General features: G+C 50.8%; 15 protein-coding genes. 9 read left to right on the forward strand and 6 right to left on the reverse strand.

Going from position 1 to position 26543, the window contains the following annotated elements; all coding sequences use genetic code 11:
- Positions 1–67: 67 nt before the first annotated feature.
- Complete coding sequence (locus AC286M_RS08835; RefSeq protein WP_488204024.1) at positions 68–1576, reverse strand: BCD family MFS transporter; 1509 nt, start codon at positions 1574–1576, stop codon at positions 68–70.
- Between the two features lie 422 nt (positions 1577–1998).
- On the opposite strand from AC286M_RS08835, the gene AC286M_RS08840 reads away from it, so the two are divergent.
- From AC286M_RS08840 to AC286M_RS08850, 3 genes are all read left to right on the forward strand, one after another.
- Entirely contained in the window at positions 1999–2961 is a 963-nt protein-coding gene (locus AC286M_RS08840) for an aldo/keto reductase (RefSeq protein ID WP_488204025.1), read from the forward strand.
- Positions 2962–3268: 307 nt separating this feature from the next.
- Positions 3269–5572, forward strand: coding sequence for an ATP-binding protein (locus AC286M_RS08845; protein WP_488204026.1), 2304 nt, complete (start codon positions 3269–3271; stop codon positions 5570–5572).
- A 479-nt stretch (positions 5573–6051) separates the two neighbouring features.
- Positions 6052–7245: a response regulator gene (locus tag AC286M_RS08850; protein WP_488204027.1), complete on the forward strand. Its 1194-nt coding sequence runs from the start codon at positions 6052–6054 to the stop codon at positions 7243–7245.
- A 110-nt stretch (positions 7246–7355) separates the two neighbouring features.
- Here AC286M_RS08850 and AC286M_RS08855 read toward each other — a convergent pair whose 3' ends face one another.
- The 3 genes from AC286M_RS08855 to AC286M_RS08865 all read right to left on the reverse strand — a co-directional run bounded on the left by AC286M_RS08855 (position 7356) and on the right by AC286M_RS08865 (position 13779).
- Positions 7356–9794, reverse strand: a complete 2439-nt coding sequence (locus tag AC286M_RS08855; RefSeq protein WP_488204028.1) for a PAS domain S-box protein — start codon at positions 9792–9794, stop codon at positions 7356–7358.
- Between the two features lie 267 nt (positions 9795–10061).
- A complete protein-coding gene (locus tag AC286M_RS08860; RefSeq protein WP_488204029.1) occupies positions 10062–13373 on the reverse strand; it encodes a response regulator in 3312 nt (1103 codons plus the stop codon).
- Positions 13354–13779: a hypothetical protein gene (locus AC286M_RS08865; RefSeq protein ID WP_488204030.1), complete on the reverse strand. Its 426-nt coding sequence runs from the start codon at positions 13777–13779 to the stop codon at positions 13354–13356. The genes AC286M_RS08860 and AC286M_RS08865 overlap by 20 nt, the downstream gene beginning before the upstream one ends.
- 903 nt (positions 13780–14682) lie before the next feature.
- Here AC286M_RS08865 and AC286M_RS08870 point away from each other — a divergent pair.
- The gene (locus AC286M_RS08870; protein WP_488204031.1) at positions 14683–17349 is read left to right on the forward strand and encodes a PAS domain-containing protein; all 2667 of its coding nucleotides are present in this window, start codon (positions 14683–14685) and stop codon (positions 17347–17349) included.
- Here AC286M_RS08870 and bchH read toward each other — a convergent pair.
- Positions 17346–21128: a magnesium chelatase subunit H gene (gene bchH / locus AC286M_RS08875; RefSeq protein WP_488204032.1), complete on the reverse strand. Its 3783-nt coding sequence runs from the start codon at positions 21126–21128 to the stop codon at positions 17346–17348. The two genes, AC286M_RS08870 and bchH, sit on opposite strands and share 4 nt — an antisense overlap.
- 628 nt (positions 21129–21756) lie before the next feature.
- On the opposite strand from bchH, the gene AC286M_RS08880 reads away from it, so the two are divergent.
- From AC286M_RS08880 to AC286M_RS08890, 3 genes are all read left to right on the forward strand, one after another.
- Complete coding sequence (locus tag AC286M_RS08880; RefSeq protein ID WP_488204033.1) at positions 21757–22029, forward strand: SWEET family sugar transporter; 273 nt, start codon at positions 21757–21759, stop codon at positions 22027–22029.
- A gap of 145 nt (positions 22030–22174) precedes the next feature.
- Positions 22175–23233: an S-methyl-5-thioribose-1-phosphate isomerase gene (gene mtnA / locus AC286M_RS08885; RefSeq protein ID WP_488204034.1), complete on the forward strand. Its 1059-nt coding sequence runs from the start codon at positions 22175–22177 to the stop codon at positions 23231–23233.
- Positions 23234–23406: 173 nt separating this feature from the next.
- Positions 23407–24456, forward strand: a complete 1050-nt coding sequence (locus AC286M_RS08890; RefSeq protein ID WP_488204035.1) for a DMT family transporter — start codon at positions 23407–23409, stop codon at positions 24454–24456.
- 385 nt (positions 24457–24841) lie between these two features.
- On the opposite strand, the gene AC286M_RS08895 is transcribed toward AC286M_RS08890, so the two are convergent.
- Positions 24842–25024, reverse strand: a complete 183-nt coding sequence (locus tag AC286M_RS08895; RefSeq protein ID WP_488204036.1) for a DUF4278 domain-containing protein — start codon at positions 25022–25024, stop codon at positions 24842–24844.
- Positions 25025–25311: 287 nt separating this feature from the next.
- Between AC286M_RS08895 and AC286M_RS08900 the strand changes: the two genes are divergently transcribed.
- Together AC286M_RS08900 and AC286M_RS08905 are read left to right on the forward strand one after the other, a co-directional pair.
- Complete coding sequence (locus AC286M_RS08900) at positions 25312–25947, forward strand: class I SAM-dependent methyltransferase (RefSeq protein WP_488204037.1); 636 nt, start codon at positions 25312–25314, stop codon at positions 25945–25947.
- Positions 25948–26024: 77 nt separating this feature from the next.
- Positions 26025–26423: a RidA family protein gene (locus tag AC286M_RS08905; protein WP_488204038.1), complete on the forward strand. Its 399-nt coding sequence runs from the start codon at positions 26025–26027 to the stop codon at positions 26421–26423.
- The last annotated feature ends 120 nt before the right edge of the window (positions 26424–26543 follow it).

Here is a 26543-nt window from a genome sequence, read left to right on the forward strand (position 1 = left end):
CAAATAAACCGCAAAGAGCGCCTCGTCCGAGGCGCTCTTTGCGGTTTATTTGGTAATTTAAGACAAACTAATCGAGATCGCTTTCCAGGACGGCTGCGATCGCACGTCTGGAATTGGTGCGAAACTCCTGCACGTTGACGCGGCTGAGGAACCAAACGGCGATCAGCATTCCCACTGCCTGCAAGAAGAAGACGATACCGTAGGCAAAGACCAAGTTACTGAACATCAGCTTGCCCAGGCTCAACACTGCTCCACCTGTCACGGTTGCGATCGCACGCGCCATTGCTTGCGACAGTCCCCAAGCGCCAATGAACGTACCTGCGGTTTCGGCAGCGGTCAAGTCCAGCATTAAGCTAATTGCGCCTGTTGTGGTCACGCCAGAGGCAAGGCCGAACAGGAGCAAGGCCGACTTGAGCATTTCAGGGGTTTGAGTAAAGCCGGACAGAATAATCAGGCTAAAGCAAGCGGCGACGCCAATGCAGCCAATCTTTGTGGTGCGCTGTTTGCCAATTCGGGGCACGATTAGGAATCCGGTCAGGCTCAGTCCCACCAATGTGCCCAAACCCCAGTAGGCATTGAGCTGCGTAGTATCGGAGTAGCTCATGCCAAACACTTCGCCGCCGTAGGGTTCCAGTACGGGTTCCTGCATGAACAGGCTAATGGTCATGACCAGCAGAAACGTGAAGAACAGCCCAGTTTGCCGACTAGCGGTGAGGACGCGCAGAGCCCGCTTCAGCGTAATTTGGTCTTCCCGATCAGTCACAGTGGAGCGGACGGAAAACCGCGAGTAGCGGCGTTCTAGACCGAGAGTCGCCAGAAACGCCAGTCCCACCACCGCCAGCGGCACAATGATAAACAGCCGATTAATTGAACCCTGGAGCAGATCCAACGGAGCGTCGGCTTCCAGTTGCTTCAACAACCCTGCGCTAATAATTGCGCCGACGATGATCCCCACCATCAGCATCGACCAGACAATCCCCACCAGTTTCGAGCGATTGTCTTCATCTGAGACATCTACTAGTAACGCTGCAAACGGCGTGGAGCTAGAGCTAAGCGCTAAGCCATACAGACCGAACAGCAGGGCGAGAAAGACCGTCCAGCCAATCGTCGGAGCTGACCAGCTCCAGCCGTTGGGAATCGTGCCGCCGAGCTGCCAGGTGGCCTGCACGGCCAGGAATGACACCAGCGTAAACACAATCGCGCCTAGCCACACGTAGCCACTGCGATGTAGGCCAAAAATCGGTTTCGCGTCCGAAAGCTGACCAAACCAGACCCGTGCCGGGGCCACAAACTGGTGCATTGCGATCGCACCTGCGGCCACAATTGCGGGCACGGCCAAACCATCGATCAGCACTCGGTTCAACACCCCTAGCGTCAAGATCGACATGATGCCCAAGGCCATCTGAAACAGCCCCAACCGGAACATATTGAGTAGACCCAGTCGAGGTAGTGACTTAACATCAGCCTGACTCGCCGTGTCTGAATCGATTAGATCCCCAGAATCGGTTGATGGATTAGGAGATAAGGTGGAATCCGGTGAAGGTGAGAAAGAATCCGGTAACTCGCTGTTTGCCATCGGTATTCAGCCGTCAAAACGTTAAATATAAGAAACCTGCATTTTTCACCATAAAGCGTTCTTCGGTGAATGTGAGACTTTTGACAGGAGTTGATAAAGATTTGTAACGCTACACTGAAGGGAAAACTCACCTCTTGCACCAAAAACCGAAAGGGTGGTGTTGTCGCTGCCTCGTACGCGTTCAACGTAGGTGTAAGATCCCCCGCTGTCGCCGCCCCCTTAAAAAAGGGGCTATTCCAACTCTGGCTCAGAGTTTCCCCTTTTTCTAGGCGAAGCCATGCCCGAAGGGCTATAGGGGGATCTATGCAGCGTGTCACGCTGAGCAAGTACGCTGCCTCGCAGCGGCAACATCATTACTTCACGTTCTCAATCGACCCTGTGCAAGACATGAAAATTTATTCAGCATTTGACTATATTTGACTATGAATTCTCCAGTTTCTCCCGCCCAATCCACGATTACGCTCGGCAACAATGGCCCTTCGATTCCGCCTCTGGGAATTGGCACCTGGTCATGGGGCGATTCGCTGTTTTGGAACTACGGCAACGACTACGGTGAAGATCAGGTGCGCGATGCTTTTCAATCTGCGATCGCAGCCGGAGTTCGCTTTTTTGACACGGCGGAAGTCTACGGCTTCGGCCAATCCGAAAAGCTGATTGGGCAGTTTTCACAAACTGTAGACCAGCCTGTACACATTGCCACCAAGTACTTTCCCTTGCCCTGGCGGTTTAATTCACAGGCCGTTTATGATGCGCTCACCGAGAGCTTAAAGCGCCTGAAGGTCGAGCAGGTGGATTTATATCAGGTTCACTCGCCCTTTGATTTTTTCATGGGCCAGGAAACTTTGATGAATGCGTTGGCGGATGAGGTACAGAAAGGCCGCATTCGCGCCATTGGCGTCAGCAACTACTCGGAATCGCAAATGCGGCAGGCGCACCGAATTCTGGCTCAGCGGGATATTCCTCTGGCGGTTAACCAGATGCAGTATTCCCTCCTGCACCGCAACATCGAGCGCAACGGCGTTCTGTCAGCGGCTAAAGAGTTGGGTATCACGATTTTGGCCTACAGTCCCCTAGCGCAAGGACTGCTGACTGGAAAATATGCGCCCGAAAGTAACATGAAACCAACGGGTGCCCGCAAGCTGAATCCTCAGTTTAGTGAGAAAGGCTTGCAAAAGATTGCCCCGCTGATCCAGCTTCTGCAGGAATACGGCACAAAATATGATCGCACTCCGGCTCAGGTGGCGCTCAACTGGTTGATTGCTCAGGGCAGCGTTATTCCTATTCCAGGGGCGAAGAATGCGGATCAGGCTCGCCAAAATGCAGGTGCATTGGGCTGGTTGCTAGCTCCTGACGAAGTTGCCGCCCTCAGCCGCGTGTCCCAATAGCGGTTTTATACTGAAGTTACACTGAAGCAGCGGCGTTAAAAATAGCACAAGTGCAAGTGTTAATATCTGTAAAGATGGTTCTCAGTTTGCTCATCTTTATCTGCGTATTGTTTTACTAGACTTTATTGGAAATAAAGTTTTTGGGGTTGGAAATTGCTTTGTAGCGCGGCGTCGCCGCGCTACAAAGCAATTTCCGATAAAGTCTACTGATCTTTTACTGATCATTATTTATCGTTAATACTGATCGTCAGGGTCTGTGTTGCCTGTCTTTGCTTGCCAGCCGTTGCTCCATCAATAGTTGATCTCTATGAATTCTGCCGATCAGATCGAAGCTCGCCTACAGCAACTAGAAGCCGAGCGATCGCTCATCCTGGATCAGGTTGACGATGCGATCGCGCTTTTTGACGCAGATTGGCATTTAATTCTGTTTAATCAAAGTTTGGTACAGATCTGGCAGTTACCTGGCGAGTGGCTAGCCCAAAAGCCGACCCTCGAGGAAATAATCGATTGGGTTGTCCAGCAGGGCCATTGGACGACTGAACAGCGAGCGGAATTTTTTAGTACGTTTGTTAGCGATCTCAGTACAGGCAGTGGAGCCTATTTTGTCTCTCAGACCGATGGAACCTGTTTAGAAGTTCACGCCACGCGTACCTCTGATGGTGGATGGTTGTTTAACTTCCGCGATCTGACCCAACAGCAACAGGTACAAAACAAACTGAGTGCTGAAGTTCGTCGGCTTACGTTTCTGTTAGGTCTAACTGAACGCCTACAGACTTCAAACAACCTGATTGAAGTCGGTCAGTTCTCGTTGAACTACCTGGTTCAGGCAATGGGAGCTTCCTTTGGTGATGTGAAAGTCATCCAAGGTGATGGCCGAGAGCGCTGGGCCGGGCCGTTGACCAATGTGGTATCTGGCCAGTTTATCGCCACCCACGGCGAACCCGCTGTTGCCACGATGCAGGAGACGCTCAACCAGGGTATTCCCTACGGTCAAGGATTACTGTGGGACGTGGTGGCAACGGGTAAACCCGCATTTGTCGAAGATTATGCCAATCATCCCAAAGCTGTCCCCGCCTTTCGCCATCCGGCCATTGGTCAGCTTGGCATTTTTCCCATTCCCTCGGCTGACGGTACGATTATTGGCGTTCTCACCCTAGAATCTCGCACCGTACAAAAGCTGCAAGAAGCACCGCAGCAGGACATGCTGTTAGCCGCTTGCCGCACCTTGGGCGCAGCCATTGAGCGGGCACAATCTCAACATCGGCTGAAGCAAATTAATCAAGACTTGGAGCGAGCCTCGCGCCTGAAGTCCGAATTTTTGGCTTCCATGTCCCACGAGTTGCGCACTCCGCTGAACAGTATCCTGGGCTTTTCTGAACTGTTGCTGCGGCAGCCGGACACACTAGACGATCGAAAAACAAAGCACATTGGCGCAATTCGTCAAAGTGGGGAGCATTTGCTCCAGCTCATCAACGACATTCTTGATCTGTCCAAAATCGAAGCGGGGAAAGTTGATCTGGATTTGGAAACCGTTTCGATTCCAGATCTGTGTCGTCAATGTTTAGACATGATCCGTCCTCGGACAGAGCGGAAGCGGATTGCCTTAGCGTTAGAACTGGACTACCGGCTGGATCAGGTGCCTCTGGATAAGCGCCGAGTCAGGCAGATGATTGTTAACCTCTTGTCCAATGCGGTGAAGTTTACGCCAGAGCGAGGGCAAATCAAACTAACGGCCAATCTGTCCTACGGCACCCAGCTCATGCTAGAGCAGCGACCTGACGACAGCCCGATTAACCATAGCACCCCCTATCTCTGTATTGAAGTGCAGGACAACGGTATTGGTATTCCCCAAGAAAAACAATCGCTTCTATTTCAGCCCTTTCAACAGATTGATGCTTCATTAACCCGTCGCCATGATGGAACAGGTTTGGGACTTGCGCTGACCAAACGATTAGCTGAGCTGCACGGCGGCACCGTATCCTTTAGTTCTACGGAGGGGAAAGGCAGCCGTTTTTGTATTTGGATTCCACTGCACGAAATTCGGGCGCAGCTGCGACCACTCAATCATAGTTCCGAGCCTGATCCTGCTAATGCTCTAGATCTCTCAGCTAGCTTTCTAACCCAGGACTACCAAGAAACGTCTCAGCAGCGCATTTTGATTGTGGAAGACCAGCCGTTCAATCAAACGCTGATTTCCGAGTTTTTAGAGATGGAAGGCTATCTGGTCGAACTGATTGATGATGGGCAGATTATGCTGCAAACCCTACAGTCTAAGTTGGTGACGCCACGTAGTTTGCCCGATTTGGTGCTGATGGATATTCAACTACCGGGCGTGGATGGCTTTGATTTAATTCGCCGACTGCGGCATAGTCAAATTTGGCATTCTGTTCCTGTAATTGCAGTAACGGCGATGGCAATGGCGGGAGATCGCGATCGCTGTTTAGAAGCAGGGGCGAATGATTACGTGAGCAAGCCGCTTGACCTGAAGGGCTTGCTAAACAAAGTACGAGCTTTGATTCAAACCGATGATATTTCAGCTCCTGCAAATCCTGGAGATGAGCTATCAAGTCAACCTGAATCAGAGGGGGCTGCATCGGATGATGTTGGATGATAGTAATTGAGGATAAGAGTGAAGACATAGATAAGTAGCTGCATATGAATAAATGCATAACTAAAAAATCGGGGGAGCATCCCTCCGAGGAGCTCTCCCAGTTTTTTATATGCGTTTATTTATGCCAAACCTACTTAGTGTCCTGATGGTCTTCAACCTTGATTGCCTTCAATCCTGACTGTTTTCACGAACTGTCTAGTTTTACATTCAGTGGTTGCGTCTACTGTGTCAGCATTTGGGAATACTAAGCTGCAAGAGCTTGAAGTCTTTCAATACTTTAGTTTTTGTGGTGCCTGATTTGATTGAACGCTTTTGTAAAGCATTCAGCTTTGTCGGAACAAGATTGTTTTAGACCAAAGCGTACGATGTGCTTTTTTCTGAAACTAATATTGTTTGTGTTGACAAATAAAATATTCAATTTAGTTAACAGTTTACTTGTGGTTTATTCCCGACCATAACCTTTAAGCGTGGTCTTAGCTATGACGACCGATTCTTATATTTTGCTAGTAGACGATGAACCACAAAATCTTTTGCTTTTAGAAGATCTATTAGCGATGGAAGGGTATACGACCTACTCGGTTCAGTCGGGGGCAGAAGCACTGCATCGAGTGCAGCAGTCTCTACCGGAACTGATTCTGCTCGATGTGATGATGCCAGAGATGGACGGGTTCGAGGTTTGTGAGCAGTTGCGCCGAGGTGCTATCACGCAGACGATTCCGATTATTTTCCTAACTGCATTAGATGACGATCAGTCCCGCCTTAAGGGGCTGGAGGTCATGGGCGATGACTATCTGACCAAACCGGTTCAGATGGATCTAGTTCTGACCAAAATTAACAGCGTTCTGCGACTCACCAAATTACGTCAGGCATCTCAGCAGAGTCAGTTGATGCAGCAAGAAATTCGCCTGAAGCAAGAAGCACGCGAACAGGCTAAACAGCAGATGATGGCGGCCTGGCAGATTCATGAGACTCTGTCTGAAAAATTTCGGCTGTTTGTCCCCGACCAGTTTCTGCGCCGGATTGCGCCCAAGGGGGTTGAATCCATTCAGCTAGGCAATGCGATCGCAGCCGAATTAACTGTTCTATTCTGTGATATTCGCGGCTTTACATCGATTGTCGAATCTCAGCAGGCGCAAACCACATTTAATTGGCTGAATGCGCTGTTTACGGCTATTAATGAGTCGATTACGCAGCACAACGGCTTTATCGATAAGTATTTGGGCGATGCGGTGATGGCGGTCTTTGATCAGTCAGAGACGCACCCAATGGATGGATTGCAGGCTGCGATCGCAACTCAAAATGCTCTGGCTCAGTTCAACCAAAGCCGTCACCAGTTTGGGTTAGAACAACCGATTCGGATCGGCATTGGATTGCATACAGGTGAAGGGGTGATTGGTACGCTGGGAGCCAGTCAGCGCATGGATACGACAGTGATTGGCGATGTCGTCAATACGGCGTCTCGTCTGGAGGAATTAACGAAAACCTACGGCGTTCCCATCATTGTTAGCGAAAAAACGGTGGCGGCTCTTCCTGCTCACCATCCATTTCAACTGCTCTACCTGGATCAAATCGTGCCGCGCGGTAAGCAACAGCCAATTCAAATTTTTCAGGTGCTGGACATAGACGCTACTACATTTGATACGGCCAAAGTTGAAACTTCAATTGAAACCTAGATCAGAAAATAATCGCTAGATTAATTAGCAATTAGATCACCATAGACTGTCAAGAAAAGAACCAAAATATGGCGGATTTCTGGGTTGAATTTAAGCCGCTCTGGCGGAGTTTAAAGCCATGACGCAGATTGATCAGTTTGCTGGCGTGGCTTGAGATATTTGGCAATCGTTTCAAACAAAACATTAGCCTCAACTGGCTTTGTGATGCAGCCATCACATCCGGCTGCTAGTATTTTTTGATGCTCGAACTTAAATGCGTGGCTGGTGACAGCAATAATCGGAATATTTTGGCCTTGGGGCATCGATTTAATTCGCCGTGTTGCCTCATAGCCGTCCATAATTGGCAGTTGAATATCCATTAACACGAGATCTGGCTGCCATTTTTGCACGAGGTCAATCGCTTCTTGTCCGTTTGTAGCCTGCTCAATCTGGCAGTTTAGGGGCTCTAGTAGCTGGGTGAGAACCAAACGGTTTTCCAGCTGATCCTCAACAATCAGAATGCGATCGCATAATTGATGGGATGGGTTGAAGAGTGGCGAAATAGGCGTTGGCGCGGGGGCAGGGGAGGGATCAACTGTGGGTAAAGATGGCGCTGAAACGGTTGCAGAATCAGGTGTTGGGCTTGGAACAACCGGAAGCGAGAGCGTAAACTGGCTGCCTATATTCACCTGGCTTTTAACCGTAATGATACCTCCCATCAACTTGGCGTAGGACTGGCTGATCGCTAAGCCAAGACCCGCACCTTCATGGGCCTGTTTGCCAGTGGTGGTTTGCGAAAACGTCTGAAATAGCTGGTCAAGTTCAGCTTGGGCAATCCCTAATCCAGTATCCATCACTTCAAAGTAAACCCAATGGCTCTGGTTTCCAGTCGCTGCTGGAGCCTGAGCAATGGAGCCTCGATCGGCTGAATTACAGGTTGCATTCGAAAATAGACGGAGCGTGACCTGCCCCTGCTGAGTAAATTTGAAGGCGTTGCCGAGCAAATTAATTAAAATTTGGCGGAGTTTTCCTTCATCGGTTGTAATCGATTGAGGAACGGGCTCGATAGTTTCAATACGGAAGTCTAGGTGCTTGCGCTTGGCTTTGAGCTGAAATAGATCTTGGAGCGTTGTGATCATTTGCCCAAGGTCAACTTTGGTGTTTTCAACTGTTAATCGTCCGGCTTCAATCCGCGACATCTCAAGCACGCTATTGATCAGCTGTAGCAAGTGTTGCCCACTTTGGCTGATGATGTTGATGTATTTCGCCTGTTTGGACGCAAGCGTGGCATCCCAACTGAGCACTTGGGCAAATCCCAGAATCGAGTTGAGCGGAGTGCGCAGTTCATGGCTCATGCTGGAGAGAAATTGGCTTTTGGCCTGATTCGCTTCTTCGGCACTGATTTTGGCCTGCTGCAAATCGAGTTCGATCTGTTTGCGATCGCGCAAGTCCTTAGCCACACCGACGATACCGATCAGCTCTTTCTGCTCGTTATAAATCGGAGAATTGGTAGACAGCACGGGCAAAATCGTACCGTCTTGATGTTGGACGTCAAATTCCCCACGCCAGGATTCTCCCTGCTTTAAACAGTCGAGCAGCTTAAGAGCCTCAATTTGCTCCGCATCATGGCAGAGCACGTCCACAATCCAGCGACCTTTCACTTGCTCTAACGACCAGCCGTAGAGCTTTTGCGCACCTTGGTTCCAGTAGGTGATCTGCCCAGCTGGATCGGTGGCAACCACCGCATCATCCACGGCTTCCAGCAAGTAGGACTGAAATTGGACTCTGGCTTCAGCGGCCTTTCGCTGCCGGATATCTTCAATCACAGCGACTAGGGCTGAGCACTGGCCCTGCTGGTCTCGAATAGGCGCTATCGTCAGCTGTGCCCAAATTTCCTGACCATCTTTATGTAGGTAGCGCTTTTCAAAGCTGACCTGATGATGAAGCGTCGTGATGCAGTCGATGGGGGACAACTGTGGATCGGGGCGATCCGCTGGATGAATAATGTCGATGTAGTCGAGCTGGCTCAATTCTGCGGCGCTGTAGCCTAATAGATTTTGTAGATAGGTGTTGGTATGGCGCAGCTTCCAGTCCAGTCCGACAACTGCAATTCCAATATTGACCTGACTGCAAATTTGGCAAAACAGATTGTGTTCAATTTTGCTCCGGGTGAGCCGCTCCGTAAATTGCTGCTGAGTGAGTAACGTCCGTAGAATGTCGGCTTCCGTGACCATACCAACCACGCGTCCCGCTGCATCCGTCACGACAAGGTGGTGTAGCTGATGCTGGCGCAAAATCTGGTCTGCTTCTAATAATGAGGTTTGGAGCGTTATCGTCGGGACGGGAGCGGTCATGATCTCGGCCACTGTGATTGGTGCGATCGCAGATCCCTGAGCGATTGCCTGCAGCACATTCGAGGGAGTGACAATACCCACCAATGCTTGCTGGTCTAGAACCACGGCCAAACTGGCAGCCTGCTCAGTCATTGCTGCAACGATATCTGTGATCGGTTGATCTGGCTCAAACTGCAGCGGAATCGGTTGAAGAATTTGGCCGAGCATGGTTGGCATATGGATACGGATAACCTTGACGCCCTATGACGTTCTACGGAAAGAAACTACAAAAGAAAAAACTTGATATGAAATAAGAGGTTCTCTATCGGCCAATCTCACGCCTTTTCCTAAACATGAAATGGCTCAAGCTGCTGCCGCCCTACATATTTCTATACATTTCTAAACAATTTTATAAGTATAGGCTACGCCTTGACAGAGACGGGAAAGTTAATAAAGTCTACATAAGATAAGGATTTTGTATGGGATTTCTATGCAGACAGCAGATTAGCAGTTGGCCGTAGGAGCTAGATAACGCCGAATGTGGGCAATCACGGCAGCTACATCACAGGGATACGAAATATAGTCGACCATTCCTTGCGATCGCAATTCCTCCACTTGATCGTTTTCATCGCTGTTTTGAATGAGCGCCACAATCGGCGTTTGCCGCTGGCAGGCCGTATTGATCTGGTTCACTAGCTCAATTGCGCTGATATCAGGTAAATCGGTCGTCAGCAAGATAGTTTTGATTTGCAGCATTGCATCCGGGGCGGCTGTTGCCTGTAGCTGCACGGACGCATTGGCTCGATCAATGTATTCCAGCGCCGTTTGTCCCGATTGGAACCAGTGGATGCGGTAACCTCGTGTTTCTAGAGCACGCGCCAGACTACGCAGCCAGGTTGTATCGGGACCAACGATGACTACATCAAGCTGGGGATCAGAGGCATCTGGCATTTGCCAACTGGCCGGTAAAATGCGATCGCGCCCGGTCAGTTTGGCCTGATACAGCGCGGCCTCGGCCACGCGATACAAAAACTCCAGGTTATGTCCATCAACCGGAAAGGTTGCTACACCAGCGCTGAAGCTGCTCATGGACGGCTGTGACCGCCACAGCTCAAGTAGTTGAGCCAGCCGTTCGACGGCGTCGGCTCGTTCTAATCCAATCATGGAAATGACAAATTCTTCGGCGCGCCAGCGAGCGATCACATCGGCAGGCGGACAATGCTGCTGCAAAAAAGTGGTGAATCGGCGCAGCAGTTGATCCCCGGCTGCTCGACCGTATTCAGCATTAAACCGCTGAAAGTTGTCTAGATTGATCACGCCCAAACTCAACGGCTGCTCGAACTGACGCGCGATCGCAATTAGCTGCTGCAAGGCACGGGTTGCACCACACCGATTGACCAATCCAGTCAGCGGATCAACCATGCGGGTTTGGGCACATCTGCGATCGCGATTGAGCTGTGCTTGGATCTGACCGAGATTAGCTGAGAGCGGATCATGCTTGGATAACACCGCATCAGCCCCCACCCAAAAGGCACGCTGACGAGTACTCAAATCATCATAATGAGTCAGCATAACCACGGGCAGCGTTTGATATTCTGCATCGCTGCGTAAAATCTGGCAGAGTTCAATGCCACTAATGCGAGGCATCAAAATATCGAGCAGAACTAAATCAGGCTGGCTGGCCTGGAGCGTTTCCAGCAGTCGCTCCGGCTGGCCTAGTCCAGTAAACTGCAGTCCCTCATTTTCCATATAGGTTCGCAATGTTGTGAGCTGGTGCTCGTCATCATCCACAGCCAACACGTGGAACATGGGTTCTGGGCAAGGCAAATGCTGCCGCACGATGGACAGCACCTTTTCGGGGACGGCAGGTCGCGGCACAAAGCCCACTGCCCCCAGTTGGATCGCCTGCAACCGTTCGGACTTACTGAGGCTACTAGAGTAGACCACCACAGGAATGGACAGGGATTGAGCATACAGCTTGCGCAACAGCTGCAAACCGCTCAGTTTTCCTTGCTGCCAATGCAGATCGAGCAGAATAATGTCGGGTTCATGCTTGGCAATGTCGGCTTGGGCCGTAGTTAAATCCGTTGCGATCGCAGCTTGTATAGACCAGGCTGGAGCAGCGGCTAGAATCGACTGCACCAGCTCCTGATCGGCATCAATAATCAGCAGGTTGGGGATCTGCGGTGGATGATAAGGCCATGGTGGCGAAGATTGCACCACCCCATCCAATGGTGTCGATTGAGTTTCTAAACAGTCTCGAATTGACTGGATGAGCTGACGTGCCGTTGTGATCAGGTCAGCGTCAATCTGAAGAGTATCTTGGGCTGGATCATCCTGAGCTAAAGCATCCTGAGCTGAAGAATCCTGAGCTAAAGCATTCAGCGTTGCATGACTGAAACTGGAACCGTTTAGCGCTGAGCCCTTCGAAGTGGAACCATTCGAAATAGAACGATTCGGCGTGGAACCATTTGCAGTTGAGCTATGTGAAGTAGAACCATTTTGAGCTGAATGGCTTGAGGGCAAACCATTTTGAGCCGAATTTTCTGGAGCCAGATCACCTTGGCAGGCCGTATTCAATGCCGACTGCATCAGGCGCTCCAACTGATAGGCCGCTTGGGACGCTTCTATCTGCCCAAACGTACCGAGCGATCCTGCTAGTTTGTGAGCAATATACATAATTTGGTTAAGCAGCCCGCTATCCGGCAAACCTGACTGTAGAAAAGACAACAACTGCTCGATCGTGTTCAGTCGCTGCCGTGCGGTTTGCTGTGCCTGATGCCAAAGCTGCTGGAGATTTGCTTGTAATCGCCGCCGCTTTGCTGCATTTAAAGCAGGTTTGCCGGATTGAGAAACAAAGTCGCGGTTTACTTGACCATCAGATGATGAATCAACGGATTGAGCGTTTGATTGAGCATAATGAGCCGAAATCTGCTGTTGAGTGTGACCCTCGGACGGATCCGATAGATCATCAGATTGCTGCTGCTGAGATGATGGTCGGGATCGCTGTTCGGATTGTTGTCCGTTGTCCTCTGCGTTAGATCCCAATGGTGCAGAATAATCTGCGATCGCAGGTTTTGCCCGTTGCCCGTTGGCCCGTTGGCCATTTGATAAATTGGCGGATAAAGAGTTGGCTGATTGCGCCACCGTAGAATCAAGCCGATAGCCTTGCCCGTACACGGTTTCAATCACGTTCGCTGTCGTCAGCGCTTTTAACTTGCGCCGAATCGCTTTGATGTGTGACTTGACCGTACTTTCCGTCGGCGGATCTTCGCCCACTCCCCAAACCTGATCAATGATGGTCTGTCGGCTCAGCACCCAGTTCGGGCGGCGCATCAACAGTTCTAGAATTTGGAACTCTTTGCGGCTGAGAGAAATCGGCTGCTGATCATAGGTCACGGTGCGAGTTTTGGGATCTAGCGACAGTTGACCCCAGCGCAAAACAAATTCTGCGGCAGAACCACGCCGCAACAACACTTGAATTCGAGCCAGCAATTCCTGGGGATCTGATGACTTCACAACATAATCATCTGCGCCAGCGTTTAATCCTTCTAGCTTGTCCGAGAGCGTGTTGCGTGACGTAAGAAAGATAATCGGTACCGTTTGCTGTTGCTGCCGCAGTTGGCGACAGAGCGTAATACCACTCAGCCCAGGGAGCACGATATCTAGCAGAATCAAATCGTAATCCAGTCGTTTGGCCATCTCCCGGCCTATCGATCCGTCCTCGGCCACATCCACGATGAAGTTATGGGCGTGTAAGAATTCCTTAATGGCATTCTGCGTCGTGGCATCATCTTCAATCAACAGAACTCTCATGGTTTTGCTCGGCAGGTGGCTCATCGGCATTGCGATCGCTTAAAACAGCTTGCGATCGCATACTGACCCAGACCGTTAGCGTTTGGTCTGAAGCCGTAATGACGCTGAGAATACCGCTGTTACGCAGATCATCAGCAACTCTAATGCCTTCTAAATAGCTATGTAAATCAAACTCCACCACTGCGTAAAACAAGTCCCCTGAAAAAGTTAACCCTGTGTGAAGTCGCCCATCTTGCCAATAGCGAAACGTGTCCGCCCGTTCTTCCTTGAGTAAAGGCGTACGGGGACAAACATTGGGCTCGATATAAGTTAAAGCGGTTGTGGGGGCAGACAGGGCAAGTAAAGCCCTTAACTGTTGCAAAGCTTGTGGCGTCGGCTGTGTAGATGTGGAGGTAGAGAAAGTCATAATACTCCATATATGTGGGATGGAATTAATCGAAGGCAGTCAAACTCGACTCAAAATCCGATAAAAAATTCCCAGATTTCCCTAGCCGTGGTATTTCAGTAATTTCAGTATGTATCCAAGCATTAGCACCTAAGTGGCTAAACCCGCATCCTAAAAATTTGCAATTTAAAGGATGGGATCAGCTTGTAATTTATTATTGTAATTTATTTGTAATATTTATTTACATTTAGGGCTATTAGAGTCTACTCGTAACCTTACTGAATAAATGTGCAAATCTCAGGCAGATGCCCTGATAACGTTCAGCGTTACAGCTTACGTGTTTCTACGGAAAAATATCTGTTCAAGAATAAGTAATAGGTACTGGGGTTAATAGGTATTGGGTTTTAGGTATTGAGTTTGAGAACCTGAATGCCGGATCTATTAATCAGAACGTAGCGGCAACAGTAAATATGAAAGATGAAGCACCAATCTGACCCAACACCTAACACCTAAAACCCATCACCTAAAACCTAATATCCAAATACCTAGCACCTAAAACCCAATACTCAACACCCATCACCTAAAACCCAAACACCTAGCACCTAAAACCCAACGCCCCACTCTCAACCCCCGATCCCCCCGAACTTAGCTCAAACTTCAGAAAAAATACGGAGATTTTTCCGGCTTATTAGTCACAAATAGCGAAATCTACTCCCCCAAAACTGCACGATTAAAATGTAACGTTTTAATAGCTTGTTCATATTTCGTTGCAATTCATCTTTTCGCAGCTTGCTATCACGCCTTTGGAGCGCATTGAGCTGCTCAAATTTTTACTATCTGTTTTAATCCCAATTTTTCAAAGATTCGACATGATCAGTTCTCTAATTCTGCCACTCAGCAGACCGTGCCCTAGGAGCCGATTTTATGCAGTGCCAACCCGGAAATCGTCAACTCTCACCTAGCCAATTTTCACCGCATCAGACGATGCAGTTGAGCGCATTTGCTCTAAATCAATTGCCAGATATCGTGTTGTTGATTCAGCCAGATGCCAAAATTTTTTACGTCAATGAGGCCGCATGCCAGCAACTGGGTTATGACTATGCTGAACTCCTCCAGTTTCACATCTTTGATATTGCACCTGATGTCTCGGCAGGCCAGTGGTCAGCTTACTGGCAAGACTTGCTACAGAAAAACTGCATCCTAAACCTGGAGTATCAAACCCAGACAAAACAGCGCTTGGCGGTTGAGGTGCGATTGACTTATATAACGGGTGCAGGAATGGAATATGCCTGTGCGATCGCATCTCCCCCAGCCGCATCCACAGCGCATATTTCACCATCACCGGATTTATTGACCCAGAATGCTCATCTGCTGGAATCTGTGCAGCTCTATCGACAAATTCTCGATGCGATTCCAGATATGATTCTCTGCAAGGGAGCTGGTTCGCGCGTTCTGTACGGCAATAAGGCATTTTGCGATTACTATGGCATCACCTCCTCTGACCTAGAGGGACGGATTGGTGCGCCGCATCCCAAGTCGAACTATACGCAGCAGTACGTCAAAGACGATAGCTACGTGTTCCGCACAGGCCAATCGCTTTTAGTTGAAGAACCAATTATTCGCCATGACGGTGAGGAACATACATTCAGCACGATCAAATCGCCCATTTTTGATCAGTCGGGAGCTGTGATTCAGACGGTCGGCATTTCCCGCAATATCACGAATCAAAAAGAGGCTGAACGGAAGCTGCGGGAACAGGAGCAATTCTTGCGCAGTGTCTATGATGGTTCCGAGCATCTGATTTTTGTTGTGGAGGTTTTGGCTGCTGAGCAGTTCCGGATAGTGGGCTGGAATCCGGCCACTGAGCGGGTAACGGGATTAACCAGTCGCGAGATTGCAGGCAAATCACCGATTGACGTGTTTGGAGAAGCGGAAGGCCGTCACGTTCATCGCAACTATGCTAGGTGCGTTGCGGCGGGGGAGGTCGTTACCTATGAAGAATGCCGTCGATTGCAGGGTCAGGACACTTGGTGGTTTACCACTCTCAACCCACTCCGAGATGAAGACGGACGGATCATTCGCTTGGTGGGCACTACGTCAGACATTACCGAACGGAAACGAGTAGAAGCCATTATCCATCAACGGGCCGCTAAGCTGCGTAAGCATAATGCGATTTTGCACCTGTTGACCCACCAGCGTGCGCTGTCAGAAGGCGATTGGGAAAACGCAGTGCAAGCGATTACGGCAGCAGCAGCAGGTACATTGAGAACAGAACGAGTGAGCCTTTGGCTCTACGATCAGCCGCACCAGCCCCAAACGCTGCTGTGTGTTGATCTCTATCAGCAATCCAGTAACTGCCACAGCCAAGAGGATGCATTGAACGTGGCGGATTTTCCCAGCTATTTTGATGCCCTGCGGCAAGAGCGGATTCTGGTCGCGCAGAATACGTTAGTTGATCCCCGGCTGAGTGAATTTGTGGACTGCTACCTTAAACCGCTGGGCATCACTGCCATGATAGACAGCCCAATTCGAGTTGGCGGCGAAGTGGTTGGGGTGCTGTGCATTGAGCATGTTGGCTCCTCTCGTCACTGGGAACCTGAGGATGAAGCCTTTGTTCGCTCGATCGCTGATTTGGTAGCCCTGGCAATTGAAAGTCGAGATCGCAAATGGGCACGGGCGGCTTTGCAACAGTCCGAACAGCGATTCCGCCAGCAAACGGAATGCCTGCAACAGGCTCTGGCAGAACTTCAGCGGACTCATGCGCAGATGGTACAGAGCGAAAAAATGTCGAGTTTAGGCCAGCTGGTCGCAGGTGTGGCCCATGAAATCAACAATCCAGTTAACTTTATCTACGGCAATCTGACCCACGCCAAAGAATACATCCAAGACCTCGTTGGACTCATTGACCTGTATCAACAGTACTATCCATCGCCGCTGCCAGAAATCGAAGATGAAATCAGTGCGATTGATCTGGACTTTTTGAAAGTTGATCTACCGAAGCTGTTGAGCTCGATGAAAGTGGGTGCCGACCGAATTCAGCAGATTGTCACTTCTCTCCGCACGTTTTCCCGCATGGATGAGGCTGAAATGAAAGCGGTTGATATTCATGGGGGTATCGACAGTACGCTGATGATTTTGCAAAACCGGACGAAGGCTAAACCGGAGCGCTGCGCCATCCAAGTTAATCGTCATTATGGTGATTTGCCCTTAGTGGAATGCTATGCCGGACAGCTCAATCAGGTATTTATGAATCTGATTAGCAACGCCATTGACGCACTGGATGATGTCATGCAGCAGCAACCTGATTTTGCCGCTGCCATTGATATCTATACAGAGGTGACGGCTACTAACCAGGCCACTATCCGGATTTGCGACAATGGGGCTGGCATTCCAGACGAGGTCAAACAGCAGATCTTTAATCCGTTTTTCACCACCAAGCCGATCGGCAAGGGAACAGGTATGGGGCTGTCCATTAGCTTTCAGATCATTACTGAAAAGCACGGCGGGACGTTGACCTGTCACTCGCAACCCAACCAAGGCAGCGAGTTTATCATTACCATTCCGTTACATCAGCAGGTTCCATCCGGCTAAACGGTTACACCCTCCAGTTCCTCATCGGTCAACTCATACAGCTGCTGCAGTTTTTCCAGCCGATCGTCATTGGGTTGCCAAAAGCCGCGCCCGTGGGCTTCCAACATCCGCGAGACGATATTACGAAACGCTTCTGGATTGGCTTTTCGGAGTCGTTCAGCCATTTCCGCATCCAGGGCATAGGTGTCTGCCGCCTGGTCATAAACCCAGTTGTCCTGGAAGTTGACCGTGCCGCTCCAGCCCAGCAGTGCCGTCATCCGCTGTGAAATTTCATAAGCGCCGCCAGAACCCTGTGCTGCCATCGCCTCGGCCCATTTGGGATTGAGTAACTTCGTGCGATACTCCATCCGCAAGAGGGATTCTAACTTGCGCGGCGTAGTGTCATTAGAAAAGCTCTCGACAAAGCTGGCCGTCACCTTGCGGCCCTGGCGAGTTTCTGCCGCCTGCTTCAGCGCGCCCGTATTGGCGTAATACTCCTGGATATCAGTCAGACCATACTCCACCGAGTCGATTTCCTGCACAATCCGGTCGGTCGATTGCAGCAGCGATTCCAGGATTTCTGGTCGGGCCTGCCCCCGGTCTTGCCGACCATAGCTAAACGAGTTGCGATCGCGCCAGGTATTGCCCAGTTCTTCACTCGACTCCCAACCAGATGAGGTTACCTGATCGTTAACCAGGGAACCAAACTCGCCGCTGGGATTGGAGAATAGCCGCGCCGAGGCGTTTTCGACGCCTTTGGCCTCTAGTTCCAGGGCATGTTTACGAATAAAGTTTTGCTCAATGGGTTCATTGGCTTCAGCCGCGCGACGGAACAGATCGTCCAGTAGCTCAATAATATTGACGAAGCTATCGCGGAAGATGCCCGACAGGTTGCCCAGCACGTCAATCCGAGGCCGCCCCAGTTGCTCCAGCGGCTGCAACTCGTAGCGGACGATGCGACCCGTCCCTTCTTTGATCGGTTCTGCCCCGACTAGCTCCAGCAGAATGCCCAGCGATTCGCCTTTAGTCTTAATCGCATCTAAACCCCAGAGCATCACCGCAACCGTTTCCGGATACGTACCTTGCTCATCCAAGTGCTGCTGGATGATTTGACGTGCGATCGCACGTCCTCGCTCATAGGCAGCAGGCGAGGGCATCCGATAGGGATCAAGCGCGTGAATGTTGCGTCCCGTCGGCAATGCACCCACACCGTCCCGCAACAGATCGCCACCGGGCGCGGGGGGCACGTACTCGCCGTTGAGTCCCCGCAGTAGATTGGTTAACTCATCCGTGGTTTGTGAAATGCGATCGCAAATTTCTACCGCCGTTTGGATTGCTTCTGCTTGAGCCGGAAATCGCGTCGTTAACGCTGGGATATCGACGGTCTGGTCGGGATCGCTCCAAGTCTGACTGATTTCGTTCACGAGCGCAGCGTCTAGCTGATCGCCAAAGTAGGCCGAAAGGTAGCTGGCGAGTTCGTCTGCCGTCGGAACTTTTCCAAGCACATGTAATCCTGACGAGAACAGCCGCGTTTCCAGCACCTGCAAGTATTCGTACAGCTTGATTAGATAATCGCTGAACACATCTTGGCTAAACAGCTTGACGTTTTCGGGAATCACCTCAATGCCGAACTGCCGCGCTGCCGCAAAGGGACAGTCTTTTTCCAGCCCGGTATCGGCAATTTTTTTGATAATGCCTTCCTTCAGCACCGTATTCTTGGCAGGATCTTCGCGATACTCCTGAATCAGCTCCCGCAGCGCCACCAGATCCTTGTATAAACCCGCCCGACCGTAGGGCGGCACGTTGTGGGAAATCATCACGCCATAGCCGCGCCGCTTGGCCAAAATCGACTCCGACGGATTATTGGCCGCATAAATATAGAGATTTGGCAGGTCGCCCAGCAGAATATCCGGCCAGGAGTAGCCCGTATTGCCCAGCGGCGCACCCGGCAGCCATTCCACCGTGCCGTGCATACCAAAGTGAATCAGCGCATCGGCCTGAAACTCCCGCTGTAGCCACTGGTAGAAGGCCACATACTGCGGATGCGGTGTCATATCCCGCTCAAACATCAGCCGCATCGGGTCGCCCAGAATGCCCAAGGGAGGCTGTACGCCAATCCACACGTTGCCTAGTTGAACGCCTCCGAGTAGAAGCTGATCACCAATCGTCTTAATGCCGCTTTCCGTCAGCGATTTCCACTGGCGCTCCACCCGCGATCGCAGGACATAGCCCAGCCAATGTTCCAGCTTGTGGGCAGGCACTTTTGCGATCGCAGTTTCCGCAAAGCTCTCGGCTGGTATCTGCCCCGCATAGGCTTCATCGGCAGATTGCACCTGCTGAATCAGCGCTTCCCCATCCGTCGGCCAGTCGCCGGGATTGCCCAGATCGTAACCCTGCGATCGCAGTTCCTGGAGCAGCTTGATTAACGACTGGGGTACATTCAGCAGTGCCGCTGTGCCGACCGCGCCGTATCCCGGTGGAAAACCGTAGAGTAAAATCGCAATTTTCCGCTCTGCTGGCGGCGTCTGCCGCAGGTGAATCCAGTTTTTCAGTCGTCCGGTTAATCGCTTCACCCGCTCTGGGATCAGATAAATCTGGTCACCCACCAGTCCACCCAGCGGAATCGTATCGATCGCGCCATCCAGCTCCGGCAGTGCATACAGCACCACGCTCTGCAATCCGCCAATCCCCTGCCGCGTCCAAGAGTGAATATCCTGAATCAGTAGCGGTGCCGCAATCAGATACGGAATATTTTTGGCGCTGAGAATGCGCGTCGCCACTTCCACCTGCCGCCCCGCCTCCATCGATCCGGCTGGCCCACCGACTAAGGGAAAACCGATAGTAGATGCGATCGCATCTACCTGCACGGCATCTTTTGAGAGTGACGGAATGGCCGTATGGCCTTGCTGTCGCTGCTCTTGCTCATAGGTCGTGGTCATCCAGTCACGCACGGCTACATGACCTTCTACCCCGTTAATGAAGATCGGCAGCGGAATTAAACCCGCCTGCTCAACGTGGCGAATCAGTTGGGGAATATAGGGCTGCTTTGTGATCACATGCTTACGGTAGAGCAGTATCCCAACTACAGGCCGTGTCTGTGAAGTCTCACTTAATGCTGGCAGCACCGTTTGCCGATACCAATCCAGATAAGCACGCGGCGACTCAAAGTAGCCTGCATAGTCCGGATGCAGCAGCCCCATGTTGGGCGTTTCAATCGGCGGCGATAATTCGCCAACCGAGATGCCCAAATAGCGCTCGGCAATCACGCCAAACATGGTCGTCACGTTATCGACGCCGCCTGCATTCCAATAGCCGTAGATAATCAGCCAGTTGCGCAGATCCTGCACCTTGCGGGCCGGAATATACTTCAGCAGCTTGGGGCCAACTTTCAAAAAGCTCAGGTAGCCCGCCAGCTTATCTTCTTCCTTGCCGCTGCTGAATTTGCTGAGGATAAACTTGACGGGTTTCGGCATCCCCTTGGGCTGATCACCAATCGAAAACTTGCCCAACTGGGTCAAACTCATTAGCTCCAAGGCCGACTCAAACACCAGCCGCACGGGAATATGCTCCGCCCGCTGCCGCAGCCACATCACCTGGTCATAATCAAACAGTAGACTGGCAAACAGCACATCCGCCTGTTCTAACGCTGCCGCAATCTGATCGGCATGGGTAGTCAAGTTGCGATCGCTAAAGACCTGAATCTCTAAATCTGGACATCGCTGCTGCGCCATCTCAGCGGCTTGCCGATATAGCCCCGAATTAAACGACTCAAATCCAGTAATTAAAACAATCCGCTTCATGGTGATCCTGATGTCTGCCTAGAGCGTTTTCAGAACCCGAAGAGATGATTTTGCTGCCGCGTGTACTTGTTCAGCGTAGCCGCATGATCCCCTGCTGTCGCCGCCCCCTTAAAAAAGGGGCTATTTCAACTCTGGCTCAAAGTTCCCCCTTTTTAAGGGGGATTTAGGGGGATCTATGCAGAGTGTCGCGCTAAACAAATATTGCCGCGTTGCGGCAGCAAAATCATCCGGGCTTTTAGTACAAGATGAAAATTTGAATAGCGTTCTCTCTAATTGTGGCGCTGATCACCACATTTTTCATTGTGTACCGTGCGGTTTGCCAGTTCCTACGGATGCCACTGCTGTCGGCCTTTGAATAACCTAATACTCCAGACTGATTTACGCAGCTTTACGATTTAATTACCATTGATTGTAAATCTCAAAGTAAATTCGGCATTAAGTGAACTTATTTTGAGAAAGTTTATGTTAGTTTAGCGTCTGAGACTTTTAATTGTCGTGACGTTCGCTTCCCCATAGCGGTCACGCCCCTCCGCGCAAAAGCGGTACTGCATGAGTGATTCCGACATTTTCGGAACTGCTCTTTTTTTGTGTAAACGACTTGGCAACGAATCATTGAGGTGAAATGCCAATGGAATTTACGACTGTTTTGGGACTGACCGCAGGTGCTTTAACAACAGTTGCTTATCTTCCCCAACTGATCAAAACCTGGCAGTCTAAGTCTGCTGACGATATCTCCTGGGGCATGTTAATCACGCTTTGCCTCGGTATCCTGCTGTGGCTGGCTTATGGCTCCTACAATCACGATATTCCAGTCATTTGCGCCAATGTAATGACGTTTCTGTTTGCGTTTATGATTTTGGTGCTGAAGATTCGCTATCAGTTGCGGAAGGCGAGGACGTAGGAAAGGGTTGTAGAGGCTGTAAAGGCTGTAGAGGGCTGTAAAGGGAATCGAGGGAGTCAGACGTAGGGTGCGATCTAATCGCACTAATCGCACAGTAAGCACTATAAAATGATGGGTGCTTATGCCATTTCATTTCCTGTAATCCATGTCATTAAACTTCCCGGTGTATCCTGTTGTTTGGCAAAACGATCACGTTCGCTTAATCGATCAAACCAAGCTGCCTGGTCAGCTCACGGTGGTCGAAATTCGTCGCTCAGACGACATGGCGATGGCGATCAAAACCATGATTGTGCGTGGTGCTCCGGCGATTGGAGTCGCAGCCGCATACGGGCTATATCTGGGAGCGAGAGAGATTAACACAGGCGATCGCGGTGCGTTTTTGGAACGTCTGGAAGCCATTGCCGAAAAGCTCAAGGCGACTCGTCCCACTGCCGTCAATCTGTTCTGGGCGATTGAGCGGATGATGCAGGTGGTCAAGAAAACATCAGGTTCCGTGTCGCATATGCGGGACGTTTTGTTTGAAACGGCACGGGCTATTAATCAGGAAGACTTAGAAACCTGCCGCGCCATTGGTGATCACGGTTTGGCAGCGTTACCGTCTAGTCCTGAAAAGCTGACGATTTTGACCCACTGCAACGCGGGCGCATTGGCCACCGCAGGTTACGGTACGGCGCTAGGTGTTGTCCGTTCAGCCTGGAGTGCAGGTCGTCTGGAGCGGGTGTACGCTGACGAAACTCGGCCTCGTTTGCAGGGAGCCAAGCTCACGGCCTGGGAATGCGTCGAAGAAAATATTCCCGTCACCGTGATTACCGACAACATGGCGGCCTACTGTATGAAACTGGGCCTGATTCATGCTGTCGTCGTCGGTGCTGACCGGATTGCCGCCAATGGCGACGCAGCGAATAAGATCGGCACCTACAGCGTTGCGATCGCAGCTCAAGCACACAACATTCCCTTCTTTGTCGCGGCTCCATTATCAACGGTGGACTTCAAGCTGACGGACGGTAGCCAAATCCCGATTGAGGAGCGCGATCCATCAGAGATCTACCAGGTTGGCGACACGATTCTCTGCCCCGCCGGAGCTGAGTTCTTTAATCCGGCCTTTGATGTCACACCCGCCGATTTGATTACCGCCATCATCACCGAACATGGTGCGATCGCGCCTGCTGAGTTAGTGAATCTACGCCAGCGACAGGTTGTATAGACTTACCAGAAACGGCTTTGTTCATCTGTAAACTGAACCCGTAAACTGTTTATAGTGAACAATTCATGACATGCAGGCTGCGTGACATTGCTTTAATTGGCTGGTTTTGTATACAGTATTTTGTATACAGAGAAAGCTGTTTGTACAACTGAATAATTCAAGGAGTGTCGTTGATGACTTTTGCTTCTGTGTTCTCGCGCGGCATCAAGCTTCGCTCATTCCAGGTAAACCCGACTGGAGTTGGCTATCGAGCCGTGGTGGAAACGCTCCAGTCCTGGTCTGCTGGAGGAGCGATCTTAACGCTGATAGCAGCGCTGTTGGGTTTGTCCTGCGCCTCAATTTTCATCGTCATCGCTGAACAAGATCTCAATCCCAGTACGATTGTCTTGAATCGGCTCCTGATTGCTGCGATCGCATTTAGCTGCTGGTCAAAGTTGCTGCCGCAGCCTGCGCTGGATCGCGATCGCGCTCTGACGGCATCTGCATCCGAAGCCGCACCAGTTTCACAATCAATACTCAACATTGCGATCTTGGCACTGGCTGGCATCAGCTTGGCTGCGTCGCAAGTGTGTTCGAGCTGGTCGCTGACGCAGACGAGCGTGGCCAATTCGGCCCTGTTGAATAACCTGATGCCCGTTTTCACCACCTTGGGCGCTTGGCTGGTGCTGGGCCGACGCTTTCGGCTGCGCTTTGTGATTGGATTGATGGTTGCCACCGCTGGAGTGATTGCGATTGGTCTGAATGATTTACACGTAGATGCGGCTCAAATGGCTGGGGACGCAGCGGCGCTACTAGCGGCAGTTTTACTGGCGGTCTTTTTGTTGAGTATTGAACACTTGCGGCAGCAGTTGCCCACGACCCTGATCATGACAAATACGGGCTTGATCGGCTGCGCCATCCTCGTGCCCGTGATGCTCTGGCACGGCGACTCACTCTGGCCCACGTCCTGGAATGCTGGTTTCGCTGTCCTGGCACTGGCGCTGATTTCTCAGGTCATGGGGCACGGACTGCTGACGCACAGCCTCAAAAATCTTTCGTCCAGTCTAGTTTCGGTATCGATGCTGAGTATTCCGGCCATTGCCGCAGTCTTGGCCATGATTTTGTTTGGGCAGCCGCTCACGTTGGCCAATGGTCTAGCGTTCTGTGTGGTGCTAGCAGGGATCTATTTAGCCATTTCAGCTCAAAATCAACCCACTGCTGAAATAAGTGATGAGTTCAGTTAGGTATGTATGCCAAAGAAAAACGCATGAACGATTGTTGTGTTCAATCGCTCATGCGTAGCATCGTGCTTTTGCAATTAGGGTGGGGTCAGGAGGGAAATCGAAATATTTTTACTATGACTTTGTAAGTGTATTAACAAGCTGGTGGGAGACAAGGTGGTGAGACATGGGTGGTGAGACATGGGCTGGTAGGACTGAGTGGTTCTGCTAGGATCGACAATTTCAGGAGTGGTGAGACTGGCTGACGAGACGTAATTAGAAACAGTGAGACTGGCTGACAATCTTAGAGTTTAGGGAATTTTGGGGGCTGGCTTGTTGGGGTTAGGAAACTTGGGAGGACCCGCAGCAGAAGGTAAGGGGTGGATGATGCCTTCTGCGATCGCATTCCTTATCGGGTGTAAGATACGCCGCGGTAGCTGAGCTGAGCGGAACCGGATGGATAACGCTCAGCAAAGTTGAAGCGCTTCATGGTGTAGCGGGAACCGAGGAAGACACCCGTTTGTTCAGTTTCAGAAGCGATGACTGCGTTTTGCTTGGGGTTATAGGTAACACCGCGATAAGAGAGAGACATGACAGGAACTCCGTTTGAATGGGGGCTTTCGTTTGCTTGTTGAATTTAGTTTCCCAAGATCGTAGGGTTTCTACCACCGATCTTTGCGGACTTAAGCAGAAGTTAGTGAGGTGCTGTGCCGAACACGGCTAAAGCCTTATGGGGCGGGAGATTGCGGTAAACCCGTTGGGATTGAATTTAAACAACGAAGACTGCGATCGCAATTAACGTCGGATTTAAAGACCTTAACTTCGGATTTTGCAATCGGCCCTACACTGAAATGAAGTGGAATGGGTTGGAGAAGAGGGATGATGTGCGATCGCAGGGGTGGGAATCGACTGCTCAGCAAAGTCCAGCTATTTGACCGCTGGGCACCCCAGTATGACCTGTTGTTTCCGTCGGTGGTTTATCAGGCAATTCACCTGCGGATGCTGGAATATGTTCAACTGCCGCCAGCCGCGCAGATTCTGGATTTAGGCTGTGGAACAGGTAAGCTGCTGAACCGTCTAGCGCAGCATGCTCCGACGTTGATCGGTACTGGCCTGGACTTTTCGGCAGAGATGATTCGACAAGCACGGCAAAAATCGGCTGCACCGGAGCGATTGACCTATGTGGAAGGCCGCTCTGATGCTTTGCCCTTTGCCGAGCCGCAGTTCGACGCCGTTTTTTGCAGTATCAGCTTGCTTCACTATCCCAATCCAGCCGCCGTTTTAGCCGAAGTCCAGCGAGTGCTGAAACCCGGAGCGAGCTTTTATTGGGCAGACTTCACGCCGTGGAAAACGTTTTCAGGCAAGCTGACGCTGACGCTTAGTCCTGATGGTATTTGGCTCTACAGCTTGGATGAGCGGGAACGAATGGGAACAACGGCTGGATTTGCCCAGGCTGAACATCACTATCTGCTAGGGCCAGTGGCGCTAACGATTTTGACGAAAGGGAAGGATTGAAGATCCAGTATTGAGTGCCAAGTCAAGTAAAGATTTTATTTCGATACGTTCCGTTCTTCAGCCAGAGGAGTCATAGCATGGGTATTTCGCGTCAGCGCATTTCATCCGGTACACATTGGGAAGCCGTTGTGGCTTATTCGCGAGCGATTCGGGTCAACAATCAAATTTTTGTTTCAGGTACATCGCCAGTGGATGAGCAAGGCAATACCTATGCGCCGAATGATGCCTATGCTCAGGCGCAGCGCTGTTTTGAGTTAATTGGGCAGGCGTTACACCAGCTTGGCGGCAGTTTGGAGGATGTGGTGCGGACGCGGATGTATGTGACGGATATTAGCCGCTGGCAGGAGTACGCCAAGGCTCATCATGAGGCGTTTGTGGGGCATCCACCTGTCACTTCAATGGTGGAGGTTGCGGCACTGATTGATCCCGATATGCTGATTGAAGTTGAGGCGGACGCCATCTGTGATCCGGATTGACCTGATAATATCAAGTCCACGTATAAGAACCCAATTTATTGTTTGTGAAACGCTTGCTCCGCAAGCATTTCACAAACAATAGACCTTAGAACCTATCCGAAAACCGATGTTGTTCGAGAG

The organism is Thainema salinarum CENA647, from assembly GCF_057732415.1.